This is a genomic window from Afipia sp. GW821-FHT04G03 (assembly GCF_059419985.1).
On the sequence record NZ_JBWKSV010000001.1, the window covers coordinates 1,278,634 to 1,295,854 of the forward strand.

Below are 17,221 nucleotides of genomic sequence, written 5' to 3' on the forward strand. Positions count from 1 at the left end.
TCACACCCCATCCACGTCCAGAATGCCCGGTAAGCCGGGCATTTTGCGTTTTGTCAAAAGCGAAGTTTTCGCTTACATGAGGGACATCGCGTCCATTGTTGACGCTCGAACGTGGACACGATCAATGCTGAATACGCCTCGCTCCCGCCGCGGCATGGTGACTTCGCCGCATCATCTCGCCTCTGAAGCCGGACTGCGCGTGCTGCGCGAAGGCGGCAACGCCATCGAGGCGACGCTGGCCATGGCGGCGTCCCTGCCCGTGGTCTATCCGCACATGAATTCCATCGGCGGCGACGGATTCTGGCTGATTTCGAAAGACGGCAAGCCACCCGTTGCGGTGGACGGCTGCGGTAGCGCCGCCTCCGCGGCGACCGTCGATTTCTACAAGAGCAAGGGCCTTTCCGCGATTCCGTCGCGTGGGCCGCTGGCCGCGAACACGGTTGCGGGCACGCTGTCCGGCTGGGCCGAAGTGCTCGCGATCAACACGGAGATGGGCGGTAAGCTCCCGCTGTCGCGCCTCGTGGAAGATGCAGTTTGGTCCGCCGAGAACGGTTTCGCCGTCACCGCCACGCAGCAGGAATTGACCGAAACCAAATTCGCGGAGCTGAAGGATTCTCCCGGCTTCGTCGAGACTTTCCTGCTCGACGGCCAGTTGCCGAAGGAAGGCCAGTTGATGAAGCTGCCGGCGCTCGGCAACACGCTCAAGCGCCTCGGCCAGCATGGCGCAATGGATTTCTACACGGGTACGCTTGCCAAGGAGATCGCGGCGGATCTGGCGCGCGTTGGCTCGCCGGTGACACTGGAAGACCTCGCCGCGCACAAGGCGCAGCGCCGCGCGGCGCTGTCCGTCGCGGTCAAGGGCGCGATCCTCTACAACTTCCCGCCGCCGACGCAGGGCCTTGCCTCCCTGATGATCCTTGCGATCTTCGAGCGGCTCGGCGTCAAGGAAGCCGAGAGCTTCGATTACCTGCACAGTATCGTGGAAGCCACCAAGCAGGCGTTCATCGTGCGCGACCGCATCGTTGGTGACCCGGCGCTGATGATGGAGAAAGCCGAACACTATCTGACGCCGGCCACGCTCGACGGACTGGCGGCCAACGTCAACCGCAAGCGCGCGCTGCCGTGGCCGGTGCCGGCCAATCCCGGCGATACGGTCTGGCTCGGCGCGGTCGATAAGGACGGCATCGCCGTCTCCTTCATCCAGAGCATCTATTTCGAATTCGGCTCCGGCTGCGTGCTGCCGAACTCCGGCATCGTCTGGCAGAACCGCGGATCGAGCTTCCTGCTCGAAGGCGATGGCCCGCGCGCGCTGCGCCCCGGCCGCAAGCCGTTCCACACCCTCAATCCGGCGATGGCGCTGTTCAATGATGGCCGCCGCATGGTCTATGGCAACATGGGCGGCGAAGGCCAGCCGCAGAGCCAGTCCGCCGTGTTCTCGCGCTACGCGATGTACGGTCAGGGCTTGCAGGCCGCGATTACCGCGCCGCGCTGGCTGCTCGGCAAGACATGGGGCGACGCCACGGTGACGCTGAAGCTGGAAGACCGTTTCGATCCCGCGGTCGTGCAGGCCATGCGCGACGCCGGCCATGACATCGAAATCCTGCCGGCCTTCACCTCGACCATGGGCCATGCCGGCGCTGTGGTGCGCCATGCCGACGGCATGTTCGAGGGCGCGACCGACCCGCGCAGCGATGGTGCCGCGATGGGATTTTGAGAGTCAGGCCGAGTCGTTAGGCGGCTTTTCTCATGTTCATGCAGAACCTGATTCCGGGATTCAACCTCCGCCGGCGATCCGAATCGTAACCCGTTCGCCGGACTCTGTTTTTCGGTCTGAGCTTACCTCCGCCGCAGCGCCTTCATCGCGTCGATGCAGCGGCCGGTAATGACCTCCCAGTTCGCCGCCTTGACGTCCGACGCCGGACACAGCCACGAGCCGCCGACCGCGATCACATTCGGCTCCGCGAGCCATGACACCACGTTGGCGGCATTGATGCCGCCTGTGGGGCAAAAGCGCGTGCCGGGAAACGGCCCCGCCAGCGCGCGCAGCATGGAAATTCCGCCCGCCTGCTCGGCGGGGAAAAACTTCAACAGATTGAATCCCTTCGCGTGCGCCTGCATCACTTCGGATGAAGTTGCGACGCCGGGCAACAATGGCAGATCGCTTGCAGCGGCAGCGTCGAGCAGGTCCGGCGTGGCGCCGGGGCTGACGGCGAACTGCGCGCCGAGTTCCTCTGCGCGCCGCAGGTCATCGCCGTTGAGGACAGTGCCCATGCCGACGATGGCATCCGGCACCTCCGCGATAATCAACCTGGCGGCAGCGGCGGCGGCCTCGGTGCGGAACGTGACTTCGAGAACCTTCAGCCCACCGGCCACCAGTGCGCGGGCCAGCGGCACGCCATCCTCGACGCGGTCGATGGTCAGCACCGGAACGATCCGCGCCGGGATCAGGATTTTCTCCAGTGCGGCCTGTCTTGCAGCCGCCGACAAGCCGGTCATGACGATCGCTCCATAGCAGCCGCTCCGGTCGCACCCACGGACGGCATAACTTCAGGCGGCATGGCTTCGCGCTGAATGATCGCGCCGGGATGGCCGATCACCGCGCCCGCCAGCCGGTGCCCCGCCCGCGCAGCATCCACCGGAGCCGCGCCGCGCAGCCGGGCGGCGAGATAAGCCGCCGAGAAACTGTCACCCGCCGCCGTGGTGTCCACCACCTTGCCGACCGGCTCCGCCGTCACGGCATGGTCCACGCCGTCAAGCCTGACAACGCTGGCGGGCGTGCCAAGTTTCAGCACGACTTCGCGCGCGGCCATCCGGTCAATCAGTTCGCCATGCATCCGCGCGCCGAACAGCGGGGTGAGATCATCCACCGATGCCAGCACCACGTCGGCGACCGCGAACACGTCGCGATACACCTGGCGCGCGGTGTCCAGCACCGGCCAGCCTTGAATCCGGAAATTGGTATCGAAGGCGATGCGGGTTTTACCCCCGCGTGCTGCGCCAAGGGCCTCGATCAGCTTACGGCGGCCGTCGGCGCTGTAGAGCGACAGCGTGATCCCCGAGAGATAGACCATGTCGTAGCTTGCAAGCGCCGCGAGAATGGCACCGGTTTCGGGCAGGTCGAGCAGCAGCCGCGCCGCCGCGTTCTCGCGCCAGTAATAGAACGAGCGCTCGCCAACCTTGTCGGTGCGGATCGCATAGAGCCCCGGCAGCTTGCCGCCCACGCGCGCGACGCGCCCGGTCCCGATGCCCTCGCCTTTCCACACCTCGATCATCTCGTCGCTGAACGGATCGTCGCCGAGCGCCGTGATGTAATCCACGCCGACGCCGAGCCGCGCCAGATAGACCGCCGTGTTCAGCGTGTCGCCGCCATAGCTGTACGTGAGCTGGTTGCCTGCGCCCCGCGACAGTTCGATCATGCACTCGCCAATGCAGGCGATTGTCGTCATCGCGGCACCGGTGGTTGTCAGGTTGCGAATTTCCCGCCGAGTTCGTCGTCGATGTGAATGCGGATGATGTCGTCGAACGTCTTCTCCGCCGTGGTGAAGCCGAGTTTCACCGCACGGTCGGTGACGAAGTCGCGCGGCCAGCCGGCCACGATGCCGACAATGGTCGGATCGGGCTCACGCTTGATGCGCGCGACGACGTTCTTGCCTGCAACGCGCTCCAGCGCCGCGATCTGTTCGCCCACGGTCACGGACAGGCCCGGCATGCTCAGCGCGCGGCGCGGGCCGATGGTGCTGGTGTCCATGGTCCCCGCATGGATCAGAAATCCTACCGCCGAACGTGGCGATGCGTGCCAATGCCGGACATCCTCGGACACCGGCAGCACGGCTTCCTTGCCGGCGAGCGGTTCGCGGATGATGTTGGAGAAGAAGCCCGAGGCGGCCTTGTTGGGAAGACCCGGCCGCACGCAGATAGTCGGCAGACGGATGCTGACGCCGTCGAGCAGGCCCTTGCGGGTGTAATCCGAAATCAGCAGTTCGCCGATGGTCTTCTGCGTGCCGTAACTCGTCAGCGGCGTGTTGAAAAACTCGTCGCCGATCTTCTCGGGGAACGGCGCGCCGAACACGGCGATCGACGAGGTAAACACCACGCGCGGCTTGTAACCGCCGCCGATGGCCCGGATCGCATCGATCAGATAGCGCGTGCCGTCGAGATTGATGCGATAGCCCTTGTCGAAATCGGCCTCGGCTTCGCCCGACACGATGGCGGCGAGATGAAAGATCACATCTGGCTTCGAGGCGACGAGCTTCGTCACCGACGCCTCGTCCGACACGTCTGCCGTCACGACATCGACAGGAATCGACGTGTTCGGCTTGGCCGGGGCCACGACGTCCTGCAACGTCAGACGCGTGATGTCGGTTTTGCCAAGCCTGCCTTCGCGGGTCAGCCGCTCGACGAGTTTGCGCCCGACCATGCCGGCCGCGCCGAGAACCATAATGTGCAAAGGGGTAACTCCTCTTCAGATCGACATCGTCATTGCGAGCAAAGCGAAGCAATCCAGAAACGTGCAAATGGATTGCTTCGTCGCTGCGCTTCTCGCAATGACGGTCTTTTATTGCTTCCTTGTTATTCCTTCACCGCGCCGGTCATGGCGGACACGTAGTGTTCAACAAAGAACGCATAGAGAATGACCAGCGGCAGCGAGCCGACCAGCGCGCCCGCCATCAGCGATCCCCATTTGTAGATGTCGCCGTCGACGAATTCGTTGACGATGGCCACCGGCACGGTCTTGTTCTGGGTCGAGGACAGGAACGTCAGCGCGTAGATGAATTCGTTCCAGCACAGCGTGAACGAGAAGATGAACGCCGAAATCAATCCCGGGATTGCGAGCGGCAGAACGATCTTGGTGAGAATCTGCCAGCGGCTGGCGCCGTCGATCAGGGCGCACTCCTCCAGCTCATACGGGATGGTCTTGAAATATCCCATCAGCAGCCAGGTCGAGAACGGAATCAGCAGCGTCGGATAAACTAGGATCAGCGACAGCGGCGAGTCAAACAGTCCATAGGAATGAATGACCGACGCCAGCGGAATGAACAGGATCGATGGCGGAATGAGATAGGCGAGGAAGATCGACGCGCTGACGACTTCAGCGCCCTTGAAGCGCAAGCGGACGATGGCATAGGCCGCCAGCACGCTGGCGATGATCGACAGCGTGGTCGCCGCCGCCGCCACATACATCGTGTTCCAGAGCCAGCGCGGGTACTGCGTCTCGAACAGCAGCTTCTGGATATGCTTGAGCGTCGGCTTCACCACCCAGAACGGGTTGAAGGTCTCCATGTCGATCAGCTGTTCGTCGGGTTTGATCGACGTCAGCGCCATCCAGTAAAACGGGAACAGCAGGATGACCACGATGATGAACAGCGGGATGTAGAGCGTGATGATCTTGCTGGGCAAGGTCTCCAGATAGCTCATGCCCTCGCTGTTGTCGCTCGCCGACTGGGTCGGCGCGGCAGGCGGATGTGCTGCATGATCAGTCATTTTCAGATCCTTGCTGCCACTTGCGGCGCTGCATCCCGAACCAGGAAATAGTAATCGCGGCGAGCAGGAACGGAATCATCGCGGTCGCGACCGCCGCGCCCTCCCCGAGCCTGCCGCTCAGGATTCCGCGCTGATAACTCAGCGTCGCCATCAAATGGGTCGCATTCACCGGCCCGCCGCGCGTCAACGCCCAGATCAACTGGAAGTCGGTAAACGTGAACAGCACCGAGAACGTCATCACCACGGCGATGATCGGCGTCAGCAGCGGATAGGTGATGAAGCGGAAGCGCTGCCAGTTGGTCGCACCGTCCAGCGTCGCGGCTTCGTAGAGCGACGGCGAGACGGTCTGCAAGCCGGCCAGCAGCGTGATGGCCACGAACGGCACGCCGCGCCAGATGTTGGCGATGATGACGCTGGCGCGCGCCCAAGACGAGTCACCGAGGAAATTGATGTTCTGCTCGATCAGACCCATTTTCCGCAGCGACCACGAGATGATCGAAAACTGCGAATCGTAGATCCACCAGAATGCGATGGCCGAGAGCACCGTCGGCACGATGAAGGGAACCAGCACCGCCGCGCGGATCATCGCCTTGCCGGGCATGTTGCGGTTGAGCAGCAGCGCAAGATAGAGCCCGAGCCCGAATTTGATGGCGCTGGCGATCGTCGTGTAGAGCAACGTGTTGAAGACGGAGAGCCAGAACACGCCGTCGTCCCACAGCCATTCGTAATTCTCGAGCCCGATGAACTGCCCGGCCCGCCCGATGCGCACGTCGGTGAAACTCATCCAGACACCGAGGCCGAGCGGATAGGCCAGAAACAGGATCAGGAACGCCGCCGCGGGCAGCATGAACCACAACGCGATCCAGTTGCGGTTCGTGGCAAGCCGCTGCCAGAACGACAGCGAACTGACGTAGGGCCGTGGCGTTGGCATCGATGCCGGTATCGTGCTCATGAAACCGAACCTTTGGGACCGAACCTGTGGGACCGAGCCTTCAGCGCGCATTCCGGAAAAGCAGACACCGGTTTTGCGGGCAGAATGCGCTCAAGTTGTGATCGAGAAGAAAGAGACGCCGGCGCGGAACGGTTCCGCGCCGGCGATCCGTGCGTCCTTAGCGATAAAGGCGCTTGGCCTGACGTTCGGCGAAGGCGATCGAGCCCTTCGCGTCTTCGCGGCCAGTGCAGTAGTTCGCGAACATGTCGACCACGATGAAGTCGGCGATCGCAGCCGCGGCGTTCTCTCCGAGCGTGCCGAGGCCGCCTGGCGTGAGCGTGCGCTTGGCGACGTCGCGATACACCGTGTTCTTCGGATCTGACGTCCAGACCGGATTGTTGTCGTAACCGTTGAGGAACGACGACAGATAACCCGACGCCGAGGTGAGCCATGGATTGTACTGGTCCGCTTCCATCATGAATGCGGTCAGTGCCTTGCACGCCTGCGGATACTTCGTGAAGTTGAAGGTCAGCATGGTGAACGGCAGATGCAGTTCGGTCGGCTTGCCGGCCGGTCCGATCGGCATGTAGGCGTGGTTCATGTCGTCGGCGACCGCCTTGTTCTCGCGCTTGGCGGTGACATAGACCGAGATGCCGTTACAGGTGACGTGAAGCTGGCCCGACACGAACGCCTTGTTGTTCGAAGAGTCGTTCCAGGACGCGGTGCCCGGAATGAAGGTCTCGTACAGCGCCTTGACGTATTCCAGCGACTTCATCGTCTCCGGGGAGTTGATGATGACCTTGTCGTTCTTGTCGACAAGGTAACCGCCGTGGCTCCACAGCGCCCAGTGCAGCCAGGTGTTGGCGTCGCCCGAGGCATGGCCGAGCGCCATGCCGGCCGGCGTGCCGTTCTTGTTGAGGCCCTTGCACAGTTCGAGGAAGCCCGCGGTGTCCTTCGGGAACTCCTTGAAGCCCGCCTTCTCGCACGAGCTGATGCGATAGTTCATCAGCGCGCCGGTGGCCGCGACCGGAATGCCGATCCACTTGCCGGTCTTGTCCTTGCCGTAGGCATTGGCGGATTCGGCCCAGCCGCCGTACTTCTTGGCGAGATAGTCGGCCACGTCCGTCACGTCGACGCACTTGGTCGGCAAAAGATGCGGCAGCGAATACAGGCCCCAGACCATGTCGAGGCCCTGCCCCGTGTTGGCCGCAACCGACGCCTTCGGCTGAATGTCGTCATAGGATTCATTGGTGACGTTGACTTCGACGCCGGTCGCCTTGCTGAACGCCTGAACGATGTTCATGAAAGCCACGTCTTCGGCTTCCACGAAGCGTTTCCAGCGCAGCAGGTTGATCTTGGCGCCCTTTTCGGCTTTCCACTGCGTGGTCTGCGCCCAGGCGGTCGCGAAATTGAGCAACTGGTCGGCGGAGACGGTCGCGGCACCCGCGAGCACGGACGCGCCGCCCTTCAGAAGTGCGCGCCGGTTTGGTGTGAAATCACTCATTGTAACTCTCCCTGTTTTCGCCGGCTCTTGATTGTCTTGGCCGGGTGCTGGTTATGATTTTAGCGTAAACCCGTTTTCGTCCGGCGCGGTCCGGTTTCGAAAACCGGACCATGCCTTGTTGATAAAACCTAGTTGATGAGACGCTTGCCGGTCTCCTTGTCGAAGACATGTGCCGAGGTCGGAATCGGCCGCAGCTTGACCTTGTCGCCGGGCTTGACCGGCCGGCGGTCGCGAATGACCGCGATCAAGTCCTGATCGCCGATGCGCGCGACGATCTGGGTTTCAGACCCCGTGGGCTCGACAACGACGACGCTGGCCTCGATGCCGTCATCGGCGAATTCCAGATGCTCGGGACGGATGCCGTAGGTCACCGGCTTGCCGTCGAGACCCGCGCGCGATGCGATCAGCGGCAGCTTGCTGCCGTTCGCCGTCTCGACATGGGGCGTGTTGCTGCCGACCAGCTTGCCTTCGAGGAAATTCATCGCCGGCGAGCCGATGAACCCCGCCACGAACTTGTTGTCGGGATGATCGTACAACTCGAGCGGCGATCCCATCTGCTCGACGATGCCGTCGTGCATGACCACGATCTTGTCCGCCATGGTCATGGCTTCGATCTGATCGTGGGTCACATAGACCGTCGTGGTCTTGAGCCGCTGATGCAGTTCCTTGATCTCGGTGCGCATGGCGACGCGCAGCTTGGCGTCCAGATTCGACAGCGGCTCGTCGAACAAAAAGACCTGGGGATCGCGCACGATGGCGCGGCCCATGGCGACGCGCTGGCGCTGACCGCCCGACAGCTGCCGCGGATAACGATCGAGCAGCGGCTTCAATGCGAGAATGTCCGCGGCGCGATGCACCAGCTTGTCTATCTCGTCCTGTGGCGCGTCGCGCAGCTTGAGCGAGAAGCCCATGTTCTTGGCAACCGTCATGTGCGGATAGAGCGCGTAGTTCTGGAACACCATGGCGATGTCCCGTTCCTTCGGCTGAACGTCGTTGACCACCCGGTCGCCGATCGAGATCGTGCCCGACGTGATCTTTTCCAGACCCGCCAGCATCCGCAACAGGGTTGATTTACCGCAGCCGGAAGGGCCGACCAGCACCACGAATTCCCCGTCCTCGATCGGAACGGTCACGCCGTGCAGGACTTCAAACCCGCCAAACGATTTGCGCACGTCGTGAATATGCACGGACGCCATACAGTCTTCCTCCCTCTCGTTTCGGCGTCGTCCGGCGAAAGCCGTCGCTGCTCTGTCTTTTTTTGAACGTCGATATCCGGAAGCGATCTTTGAAAGTTTGTGTCGAAGGGTATTCTCAACGGATTGATCCGTTCTTGCTATTGGACAGAGGTCTTAGCAGAGATTTTCGGTTCTGTCCCAAAGATCGGATGTTTGATTTGTAAGCGTTGCAGATGCCGCTTCGACATGCAAACATTACCAACGCCGACACATGGATTGTGTGCAGTGCGGGAGAAATCTTGTGAAAAAAAATGACGATCACGCCGCAATAAAAAATGGCGCAAATAACGGCGCGAAACGCAAACTCCGGTCCCAGCTCTGGTTCGATAATCCCGACAATCCCGGAATGACCGCTCTCTATCTGGAGCGGTATCTGAATTACGGGCTGACGCGGCATGAGTTGCAATCCGGCAAGCCGATCATCGGCATCGCCCAGACCGGCAACGACCTGTCGCCCTGCAACCGCCATCATATCGAACTCGCGCAACGTATTCGTGAAGGCATCCGCGAGGCCGGCGGCATCGCCATGGAGTTTCCGACCCACCCTATTCAGGAAACCGGCAAACGGCCGACCGCAGCACTCGACCGCAACCTCGCCTATCTCGGGCTGGTCGAAATCCTGTTCGGCTATCCGCTGGACGGCGTGGTGCTGACCACGGGCTGCGACAAGACCACCCCGGCCTGCATGATGGCCGCCGCCACCGTGAACATTCCCGCCATTGTATTGTCGGGCGGCCCGATGCTGAACGGCTGGCACAACGGCGAACGGACCGGTTCCGGCACCGTGGTGTGGAAATCCCGCGAGGAAATGGCTGCCGGCAAGATCGACTATGACGAATTCATGGACATCGTGGCCTCAAGCGCGCCGTCCGTCGGCCATTGCAACACCATGGGCACCGCCTCCACCATGAACTCCCTGGCGGAAGCCCTGGGCTTCTCGCTGCCGGGTTGTGCCGCGATCCCCGCGCCCTATCGCGAACGCGGCCAGATCGCCTATGAGACCGGCAAGCGCGCGGTTGAAATGGTGTGGGAGGATCTGAAGCCGTCGGACTTCCTCACCCGCAAGGCCTTCGAGAACTGCATCGTGGTCAACTCCGCGATCGGCGGTTCGACCAACGCGCCGATTCACATCAATGCGCTGGCCCGTCATATCGGTGTCGATCTCTCCATCGAGGATTGGCAGAAATTCGGCCATGACGTGCCGCTGCTCGTGAACATGCAGCCGGCGGGCTATTATCTCGGCGAGGAATATCATCGCGCCGGCGGCGTGCCTTCCGTGGTGCGCGAACTGATGAAGCACAAGCGCATTCATGAAGACGCCCTCACCGTCAACGGCAAGACCATGGGCGAGAACTGCAGGACCGCGACCGCGCCGGACAGCGACGTCATCCGCACCTACGACAAGCCGCTGGTGAAGGACGCGGGCTTTATTGTCCTGCGCGGCAACCTGTTCGATTCGGCGATCATGAAGACCAGCGTGATCTCCAAGGAATTCCGCGACCGCTATCTTTCCAATCCGAAAGATCCCGAAGCGTTCGAGGGACGCGCCATCGTGTTCGAGGGGCCGGAGGATTATCACCACCGCATCGACGATGAATCCCTGAAGATCGACGAGCACTGCATGCTGTTCGTGCGCGGCGTCGGCCCCATCGGCTATCCCGGCGGCGCGGAGGTCGTGAACATGCAGCCGCCCGCGGCCCTGATCAAGCGAGGCATCACCTCGCTGCCCTGCATAGGCGACGGCCGCCAGTCCGGCACGTCGGGCTCGCCGTCGATCCTGAACGCCTCGCCGGAAGCCGCCGCCAACGGCGGACTTGCGATCCTCAAGACCGGCGACCGTGTCCGCATCGACCTCAACAAGGGCGAAGCCAACATCCTGATTTCCGACGCGGAGGTGAAGCAGCGCCACGCCGACCTGCTGGCCAAGGGCGGCTTTCCGTTTCCGAAAAACCAGACGCCGTGGCAGGAGCTTTATCGCGACACCGTCGGCCAGCACGCCACCGGCGCGTGCCTCGAACTGGCGACCCGCTATCGCAACATCGCGGGCACCATCGGCGTCGCGCGGGACAATCACTGACAGCGAGGACGTCACATGTCTGACCGACTGAAAGGCAAGCGCGCATTCGTGACCGCGGGTGCGGCGGGAATCGGCCGTGCCTGCGCCCTCGCCTTCACCCGCGAAGGCGCCAGCGTGATCGCGACCGACATCGACGAGGTCGGCCTCGCCGCGCTGAAAAAGGAAGGCGTCGCGCAGACCGTCAAGCTCGACGTCCGCGACACCGCGGCGGTCGAGGCGATGGCGAAGAAAGTCGGCAAGGTCGACATTCTGCTGAACGCCGCCGGCTTCGTGCACAACGGCACGGCGCTGGAATGTTCGGACGCCGACTGGGACTTTTCGTTCGATCTCAACGTCAAGTCGATGCACCGCACGATCCGCGCATTCCTGCCGTTGATGCTGGAAGGCGGCGGCGGATCGATCGTCAACATCGCCTCCGCCGCCGGCGTGTTCAAGGCCGCGCCCAACCGCTACGTCTACAGCGCCACCAAAGCCGCCGTCGCGGCCCTGTCGCGCGCGGTTGCCGTCGACTTCATCACCAAGGGCATCCGCTGCAACTCGATTTGTCCCGGCACCATCGAGACACCGTCGATGCTGGGGCGCGCGGCAGCGCTCGGCAGCGGCGGCCGCGAGATGTTCGTCAGCCGCCAGCCGATGGGACGGCTCGGCACGGCGGAGGAAATCGCCTTGCTCGCGCTCTATCTCGCCAGCGACGAGAGCGCCTTCACCACCGGCGTCGATCACATCATCGACGGCGGCTGGACGCTTTAATCAACAAAAGAAGCTCAGGAGAACGCCTTGAACAAGATCGATCTCTCAGGACGGTTCGCCGTCGTCACCGGCGGCGCGCAGGGCTTTGGCCGCGCCATTACCGAGCGCTTCGCGGCGTCCGGCGCCAAGGTCATGATCTGGGATTTCGACGAGACGCTCAGCCAGAAGACCGCGAAGGAGATCGGCGGCGCCGTCACCGCGCTCAAGGTCGACGTCACCGATCCCGCCGCGGTCGAGGCCGCCAGGGACGCGACGCTGAAAGGTTTCGGACGCATCGATATCCTGGTCAACAATGCCGGCATCGCGGGCGTCAACAAGACCGTCGCGGACCTGTCCTACGACGAATGGCGGCAGGTGATGAAGATCAACCTCGACGGGCCGTTCCTGTGCTGCAAGGCCGTGGTGCCCGCGATGATGAAGCAGAACTACGGGCGCATCGTGAACATCGCCTCCATCGCCGGCAAGGAAGGCAACCCGAATGCCTCGCACTATTCGGCGTCGAAGGCCGGCGTCATCGCGCTAACCAAATCGCTCGGCAAGGAACTGGCGGGCACAGAGATCGCGGTGAACGCCGTGACTCCCGCCGCCGCCAAGACCGCGATCTTCGACCAGATGACGCAGCAGCACATCGACTTCATGCTGTCGAAAATTCCGCGCGGACGATTCCTGAAAGTCGAGGAGCTTGCCTCACTCGTGACATGGATGGCGTCGGAGGAATGCCTCTACACCACCGGCGCGGTGTTCGATATTTCCGGCGGCCGCGCGACGTATTGATCTTCCCCCTCTCCCCGCTCCTGTGGAGAGAGGGTTGGGGTGAGGGGCAACCTTCGTCGATCATCGGGCCCTCGCCCCTCACCCGGATTGCTGCAATCCGACCTCTCCCCGTAAACGGGGAGAGGTAAAAAGACTCCTCGCAATGACGCCGATTAGACGTGTGCCCTGCCCCTAATCCGGGTCTGACTCGTGCCCGTGCAGGTAGCCCTTGACCTTGGGGTCCGGCATCAGGATCGCCGCGAGCAGCGCAACGGCGCAGAGCGCTGTCACGTACCAGAAGAAACTCGACTCGAGGCCGTAATCCTTGAACCACAGCGCGACGTATTCCGCCGAGCCGCCGAACAAGGCGTTGGCGATGGCATAGGCGAAGCCGACACTGAGCGCCCTTACCTCGGGCGGGAACATCTCCGCCTTCACCACGCCGCTGATCGAGGTGTAGAGCGAGACAATCGCCAGCGCGAGAACGATGAGAAAGTAAGCCATATAAGGGCTGGTCACCCCGCCGATCGCATACATCAGCGGGACGACGCAGAGCGTCGCGAGCACACCGAACATCCGCATCTGCGTCCGGCGGCCGATCCTGTCTGACAGCGCACCGAACGGCGGCTGCATGATCATGTAGGTGAACAGCACCGCGCTCATGACACCGTTGACGGTGCGGTGATCCATATGCGCCGAGTTCACCAGATACTTCTGCATGTACGTGGTGAAGGTATAGAAGATCAGCGATCCGCCCGCCGTGTAGCCGAGCACAAGCAGGAACGGCTTCAGGTGATGGGTGAAGATCGTGCGCAGCGATCCCGCGCCCTCGTGCGAGCGGCTCTTCTCGGACGATGTCTCGTGCAGCGACATCCGCAGGTAGAGCGCCACGACCGCGCATAGCGCTCCGATCAGGAACGGAATGCGCCAGCCCCACGCGCGCATCTCCGCGTCCGTCAGCGTGAGTTGTATGACCAGCACGACAAGAGACGCCAGCAACTGGCCGCCGATCAGCGTGACATACTGGAACGATGCATAGAACCCGCGCTTGCCGGGAAGTGAGACCTCGCTCATGTAAGTCGCGGTCGTGCCGTACTCGCCGCCGACCGAAAGTCCCTGCACCATGCGCGCCAGCAACAGCAGGATCGGCGCCGCAACGCCAATGGTGTCATGGGTCGGAAGCAGGCCGATGGCGAGCGAGCCGCCGCACATCATCAGGATCGATGTGACCATCGATGTCTTGCGGCCGTATTTGTCGGCTATGGTGCCGAAAATATATCCGCCGATCGGCCGCATCAGGAACCCGATGGCGAACACCGCAGCGGTCTGGAGCAATTGCGTGGTCTGGTTGCCCGCCGGGAAAAACGCGTGGGCGAAATAGAGCGCCGTGAACGCGTAGGCGTAAAAATCATACCATTCGACGAGGTTTCCGGACGAACTTCCGACGATGGCCCATATCCGGCGGCGGCGATCGGCATGCTGATCGGCGGTCAACGTGACTGTGCTCATGGAGAGGCCCCTTCATCTGCGACGATAAGCAGCAGGCCCCGCCTTTCGCTCCCTGTCAAGAACCGGACCGCGGCAATCTACCGATGCACATCCTTCGAGGCTTACCGCAATCACGGCTCACACCTCAGGATGACACTGCGGTCAGGGGTATGGGTTCCCGCTTACGCGGGGATGACGTTGAGAGATATTGTCCGCCCCCTACTTCCCGTCCCGCCGCATGAAATCGAAATCGCAGCCGTCATCCGCCTGCGTGATCGTTTCATAAAATAAATGCGCGTAGCCGCGCGCGGCCCACTCCGGCGTCGCGGGCGCGGCGAGTGCCGCCCGACGCTTTTTCAGTTCGGCTTCATCGACCAAGAGATCGATCTTCCGGCCCGCAACATCGAGCTTGATCATGTCGCCGGTCTTCACCAGCGCCAGCGGCCCGCCCACCGCCGACTCCGGCGTGATATGCAGCACGATGGTGCCGAACGCCGTGCCGCTCATGCGCGCGTCTGAAATCCGCACCATGTCCTTGACGCCGGTGCGCAGTATTTTTTGCGGGATCGGCAGATAGCCCGCCTCAGGCATTCCCGGTGCGCCCTTCGGCCCGGCATTGCGCAGCACCAGCACGTCATCCGCCTTCACGTCGAGAGCCGGATCGTCGACCCGCAACGTCATGTCCTCCACGGACTCGAACACCACCGCACGGCCGGTGTGCTGCAACAGATTCTTGCTCGCCGCCGAATGCTTAATGATCGCGCCGCGCGGCGCGAGATTGCCGTGCAGCACCGCCATCGCGCCCTCGGGCGTGATCGGATTGTCGCGCGAGCGGATCGCATCCTGTCCCGGCACTTCCTCGGCATTGGCAACGACATCGCGCAGCGTCCCTCCCGCGATGGTTTTCGCATCGAGATCGATCAGGTCGCCGAGCTGCTTCATCAGCTTCGGCACGCCGCCCGCATGATGGAAGTGCTCCATGTAATGCGCGCCGGAGGGCTTCAGATCGATCAGTACCGGAACGTCCCGCCCCAACTGGTCGAATGCGGCGAGATCGATCCGGTGCGGCGTGCGGTTGGCAATCGCCGTCAGATGGATCAACCCGTTGGTCGAGCCGCCGATGGCCTGCAACACCACCTGCGCGTTCCTGAACGCGGCGGGCGTCAGCAATTCACTCGGACGCGGCCCGCCGGTGACGGCCATCTCCGCGGCGCGCCTGCCGCTGAGTTCAGCCGAGCGCACGCGCTCGGAATGCGGCGCAGGAATTGTCGCGCTCATCGGCAAGGACAACCCGAGCGTCTCGGTGATGCAGGCCATGGTGCTGGCGGTGCCCATCACCATGCACGTCCCCACCGACGGCGCGAGGCGGCCGTTGACCGCCTCGATTTCCACTTCGTCGATTTCGCCCGCGCGGAATTTCCCCCACATGCGGCGGCAATCGGTGCAGGCGCCCAGCACCTCGCCCTTGTGATGGCCGACCACCATCGGGCCGACCGGAATGACCACCGTCGGCAGATCGGCGCTCACCGCCGCCATGATCTGCGCCGGCAGCGTCTTGTCGCAGCCGCCGATCACCACCACCGCGTCCATCGGCTGCGCGCGGATCATTTCCTCGGTGTCCATCGCCATCAGGTTGCGCAGGTACATCGAGGTCGGAAACGAAAAGCTCTCGGCGATGGAGATGGTCGGAAACACCATCGGCATCGCGCCCGCCAGCATGACGCCGCGCTTCACCGCCTCGATGAGCTGCGGAACGTTGCCGTGGCAGGGATTGTAGTCGCTGTAGGTGTTGGTGATGCCAACGATCGGGCGCTCCAGCGCGTCGTCGGAATAGCCCATCGCCTTGATGAAGGCCTTGCGCAGGAACAGCGAAAATCCGGGATCGCCGTAGCTGGTCAGCCCCTTCTTGAGACCCTTGGTCATCTCGTTCTTTCCGTCGCATTGATTTGCGGCGGCACATTAGAAGCATTTCAGGGGCGTGGCAAAACCTGCAATCAGGCCGGTTGCTGCCGCGAGGTCGCGAGCCGCAGCACGTCGAGATAGCCAGGAGCGACATCGACCCGCTGGATCAGGCCCTTCTCGGTCAGCAGCCGGTGCGCCTCCGGCAGCCGGTAGCATGGCAGATACATGAACAGGTGATGCTCGGCGTGATAGTTCACCCAGTACGGCGCGATCAGCGCGCGCTCGATGATGTTGGCATGGGTGGTGCGCGCATGGCTGAACGGATCGGGGCCGGTCGAGGTGCAGGCATGTTCGGCGATGTTGCGCACGCGCGTCACCAAAGGAAACCATGTCGCCATCGCGACGATCCACACGCCGAAGAACCAGACGCCCGCGCCCGCCAGCCAGAACAGGCCGAACAACAGCGCATTGACGCCGAGAAAACGAAGCATCGCGATCCTGCCCGCGGTGAGAAAGTTCTCGGTCTCGTCATCGTCGGCAATGTCGTCGATGACTTTGTCGTTGCGCATGAACAGCGTCTTGAAAAGCGGCAGCCGCTGCTTGACGAAGGTCTGCCCGGTCAGGTCGCGGAACGCCTTGCGATAGAAGCTGTCCTTCGAGATCGGGAACGGCGCCGACAGGCCGAGGTCCGGATCTTCCGGCTGCTGCGTGAACCTGTGGTGCTTGAGATGATAGGCGCGGTAGCTTGCCAGCGACGCGCCGACCGGCACCGCGCAGATCCAGTTGCCGACGAATTCGTTGATTGTCTGGTTGGCGTGCAGCCCGCCATGCGCCGCCTCGTGCATCAGGATCGCAAGGCCGAGCTGCCGCGTCCCCACGATCATCACCGCCACAAGCCATGTGAACGGATTCGGCCAGATCGCCACCAGTGCTATGGCGGCGGCGATGGTGCCCCAGCAATGCGCCACCAGCCACATCCCGCGCAACGAACTGCGCGACGTCAGGTGCGCCCATTCCTCGGCGGAAAAGATCGTCTTCGGATCGACGCGCTCAACGGCTGGCATGGCGTTTCTCCCTGCGGCCGATTGGTTCGACTCTTG

General features: G+C 62.9%; 14 protein-coding genes. 4 read left to right on the forward strand and 10 right to left on the reverse strand.

Features of this window, described 5'->3' with window-relative positions:
• Nucleotides 1-124 precede the first annotated feature (124 nt).
• Nucleotides 125-1,714 carry a gamma-glutamyltransferase family protein gene (locus tag AC07UB_RS06230; RefSeq protein ID WP_494651698.1) on the forward strand — a complete coding sequence of 530 codons (1,590 nt, stop codon included), beginning with the start codon at nucleotides 125-127 and terminating at the stop codon, nucleotides 1,712-1,714.
• A 122-nt stretch (nucleotides 1,715-1,836) separates the two neighbouring features.
• Here AC07UB_RS06230 and eda read toward each other — a convergent pair whose 3' ends face one another.
• The 7 genes from eda to AC07UB_RS06265 form a co-directional block, all read right to left on the reverse strand.
• The gene (gene eda / locus AC07UB_RS06235) at nucleotides 1,837-2,496 is read right to left on the reverse strand and encodes a bifunctional 4-hydroxy-2-oxoglutarate aldolase/2-dehydro-3-deoxy-phosphogluconate aldolase (protein ID WP_494651697.1); all 660 of its coding nucleotides are present in this window, start codon (nucleotides 2,494-2,496) and stop codon (nucleotides 1,837-1,839) included.
• Complete coding sequence (locus AC07UB_RS06240; RefSeq protein ID WP_494651696.1) at nucleotides 2,493-3,446, reverse strand: sugar kinase; 954 nt, start codon at nucleotides 3,444-3,446, stop codon at nucleotides 2,493-2,495. Before AC07UB_RS06240 ends, eda begins: the two co-directional genes overlap by 4 nt.
• 17 nt (nucleotides 3,447-3,463) lie before the next feature.
• Nucleotides 3,464-4,447 carry a D-erythronate dehydrogenase gene (gene denD, locus AC07UB_RS06245; RefSeq protein ID WP_494651694.1) on the reverse strand — a complete coding sequence of 328 codons (984 nt, stop codon included), beginning with the start codon at nucleotides 4,445-4,447 and terminating at the stop codon, nucleotides 3,464-3,466.
• A gap of 122 nt (nucleotides 4,448-4,569) precedes the next feature.
• Nucleotides 4,570-5,481 (reverse strand): carbohydrate ABC transporter permease, encoded by a 912-nt coding sequence (locus AC07UB_RS06250; RefSeq protein ID WP_494651693.1) that lies wholly within the window; start codon nucleotides 5,479-5,481, stop codon nucleotides 4,570-4,572.
• Nucleotides 5,474-6,433, reverse strand: a complete 960-nt coding sequence (locus AC07UB_RS06255; protein ID WP_492793030.1) for a carbohydrate ABC transporter permease — start codon at nucleotides 6,431-6,433, stop codon at nucleotides 5,474-5,476. The genes AC07UB_RS06250 and AC07UB_RS06255 overlap by 8 nt, the downstream gene beginning before the upstream one ends.
• Nucleotides 6,434-6,590: 157 nt before the next feature.
• Nucleotides 6,591-7,916 carry an ABC transporter substrate-binding protein gene (locus AC07UB_RS06260; RefSeq protein WP_494651691.1) on the reverse strand — a complete coding sequence of 442 codons (1,326 nt, stop codon included), beginning with the start codon at nucleotides 7,914-7,916 and terminating at the stop codon, nucleotides 6,591-6,593.
• Between the two features lie 128 nt (nucleotides 7,917-8,044).
• Nucleotides 8,045-9,112 carry an ABC transporter ATP-binding protein gene (locus tag AC07UB_RS06265; protein ID WP_492793032.1) on the reverse strand — a complete coding sequence of 356 codons (1,068 nt, stop codon included), beginning with the start codon at nucleotides 9,110-9,112 and terminating at the stop codon, nucleotides 8,045-8,047.
• A 250-nt stretch (nucleotides 9,113-9,362) separates the two neighbouring features.
• On the opposite strand from AC07UB_RS06265, the gene AC07UB_RS06270 reads away from it, so the two are divergent.
• The 3 genes from AC07UB_RS06270 to AC07UB_RS06280 are packed head-to-tail and all read left to right on the forward strand — an operon-like array spanning nucleotide 9,363 to nucleotide 12,752.
• Nucleotides 9,363-11,228, forward strand: coding sequence for an IlvD/Edd family dehydratase (locus tag AC07UB_RS06270; RefSeq protein WP_494651689.1), 1,866 nt, complete (start codon nucleotides 9,363-9,365; stop codon nucleotides 11,226-11,228).
• A gap of 15 nt (nucleotides 11,229-11,243) precedes the next feature.
• Complete coding sequence (locus tag AC07UB_RS06275; protein WP_494651688.1) at nucleotides 11,244-11,978, forward strand: SDR family oxidoreductase; 735 nt, start codon at nucleotides 11,244-11,246, stop codon at nucleotides 11,976-11,978.
• 27 nt (nucleotides 11,979-12,005) lie between these two features.
• Complete coding sequence (locus AC07UB_RS06280) at nucleotides 12,006-12,752, forward strand: SDR family NAD(P)-dependent oxidoreductase (protein ID WP_492793035.1); 747 nt, start codon at nucleotides 12,006-12,008, stop codon at nucleotides 12,750-12,752.
• A 171-nt stretch (nucleotides 12,753-12,923) separates the two neighbouring features.
• Here AC07UB_RS06280 and AC07UB_RS06285 read toward each other — a convergent pair whose 3' ends face one another.
• The 3 genes from AC07UB_RS06285 to AC07UB_RS06295 all read right to left on the reverse strand — a co-directional run bounded on the left by AC07UB_RS06285 (nucleotide 12,924) and on the right by AC07UB_RS06295 (nucleotide 17,185).
• Nucleotides 12,924-14,240 (reverse strand): MFS family transporter, encoded by a 1,317-nt coding sequence (locus AC07UB_RS06285; protein ID WP_492793036.1) that lies wholly within the window; start codon nucleotides 14,238-14,240, stop codon nucleotides 12,924-12,926.
• 198 nt (nucleotides 14,241-14,438) lie between these two features.
• Nucleotides 14,439-16,142: an IlvD/Edd family dehydratase gene (locus AC07UB_RS06290; RefSeq protein WP_492793037.1), complete on the reverse strand. Its 1,704-nt coding sequence runs from the start codon at nucleotides 16,140-16,142 to the stop codon at nucleotides 14,439-14,441.
• Nucleotides 16,143-16,213: 71 nt separating this feature from the next.
• Nucleotides 16,214-17,185, reverse strand: coding sequence for a fatty acid desaturase family protein (locus AC07UB_RS06295; RefSeq protein WP_494651686.1), 972 nt, complete (start codon nucleotides 17,183-17,185; stop codon nucleotides 16,214-16,216).
• Nucleotides 17,186-17,221 lie beyond the last annotated feature (36 nt).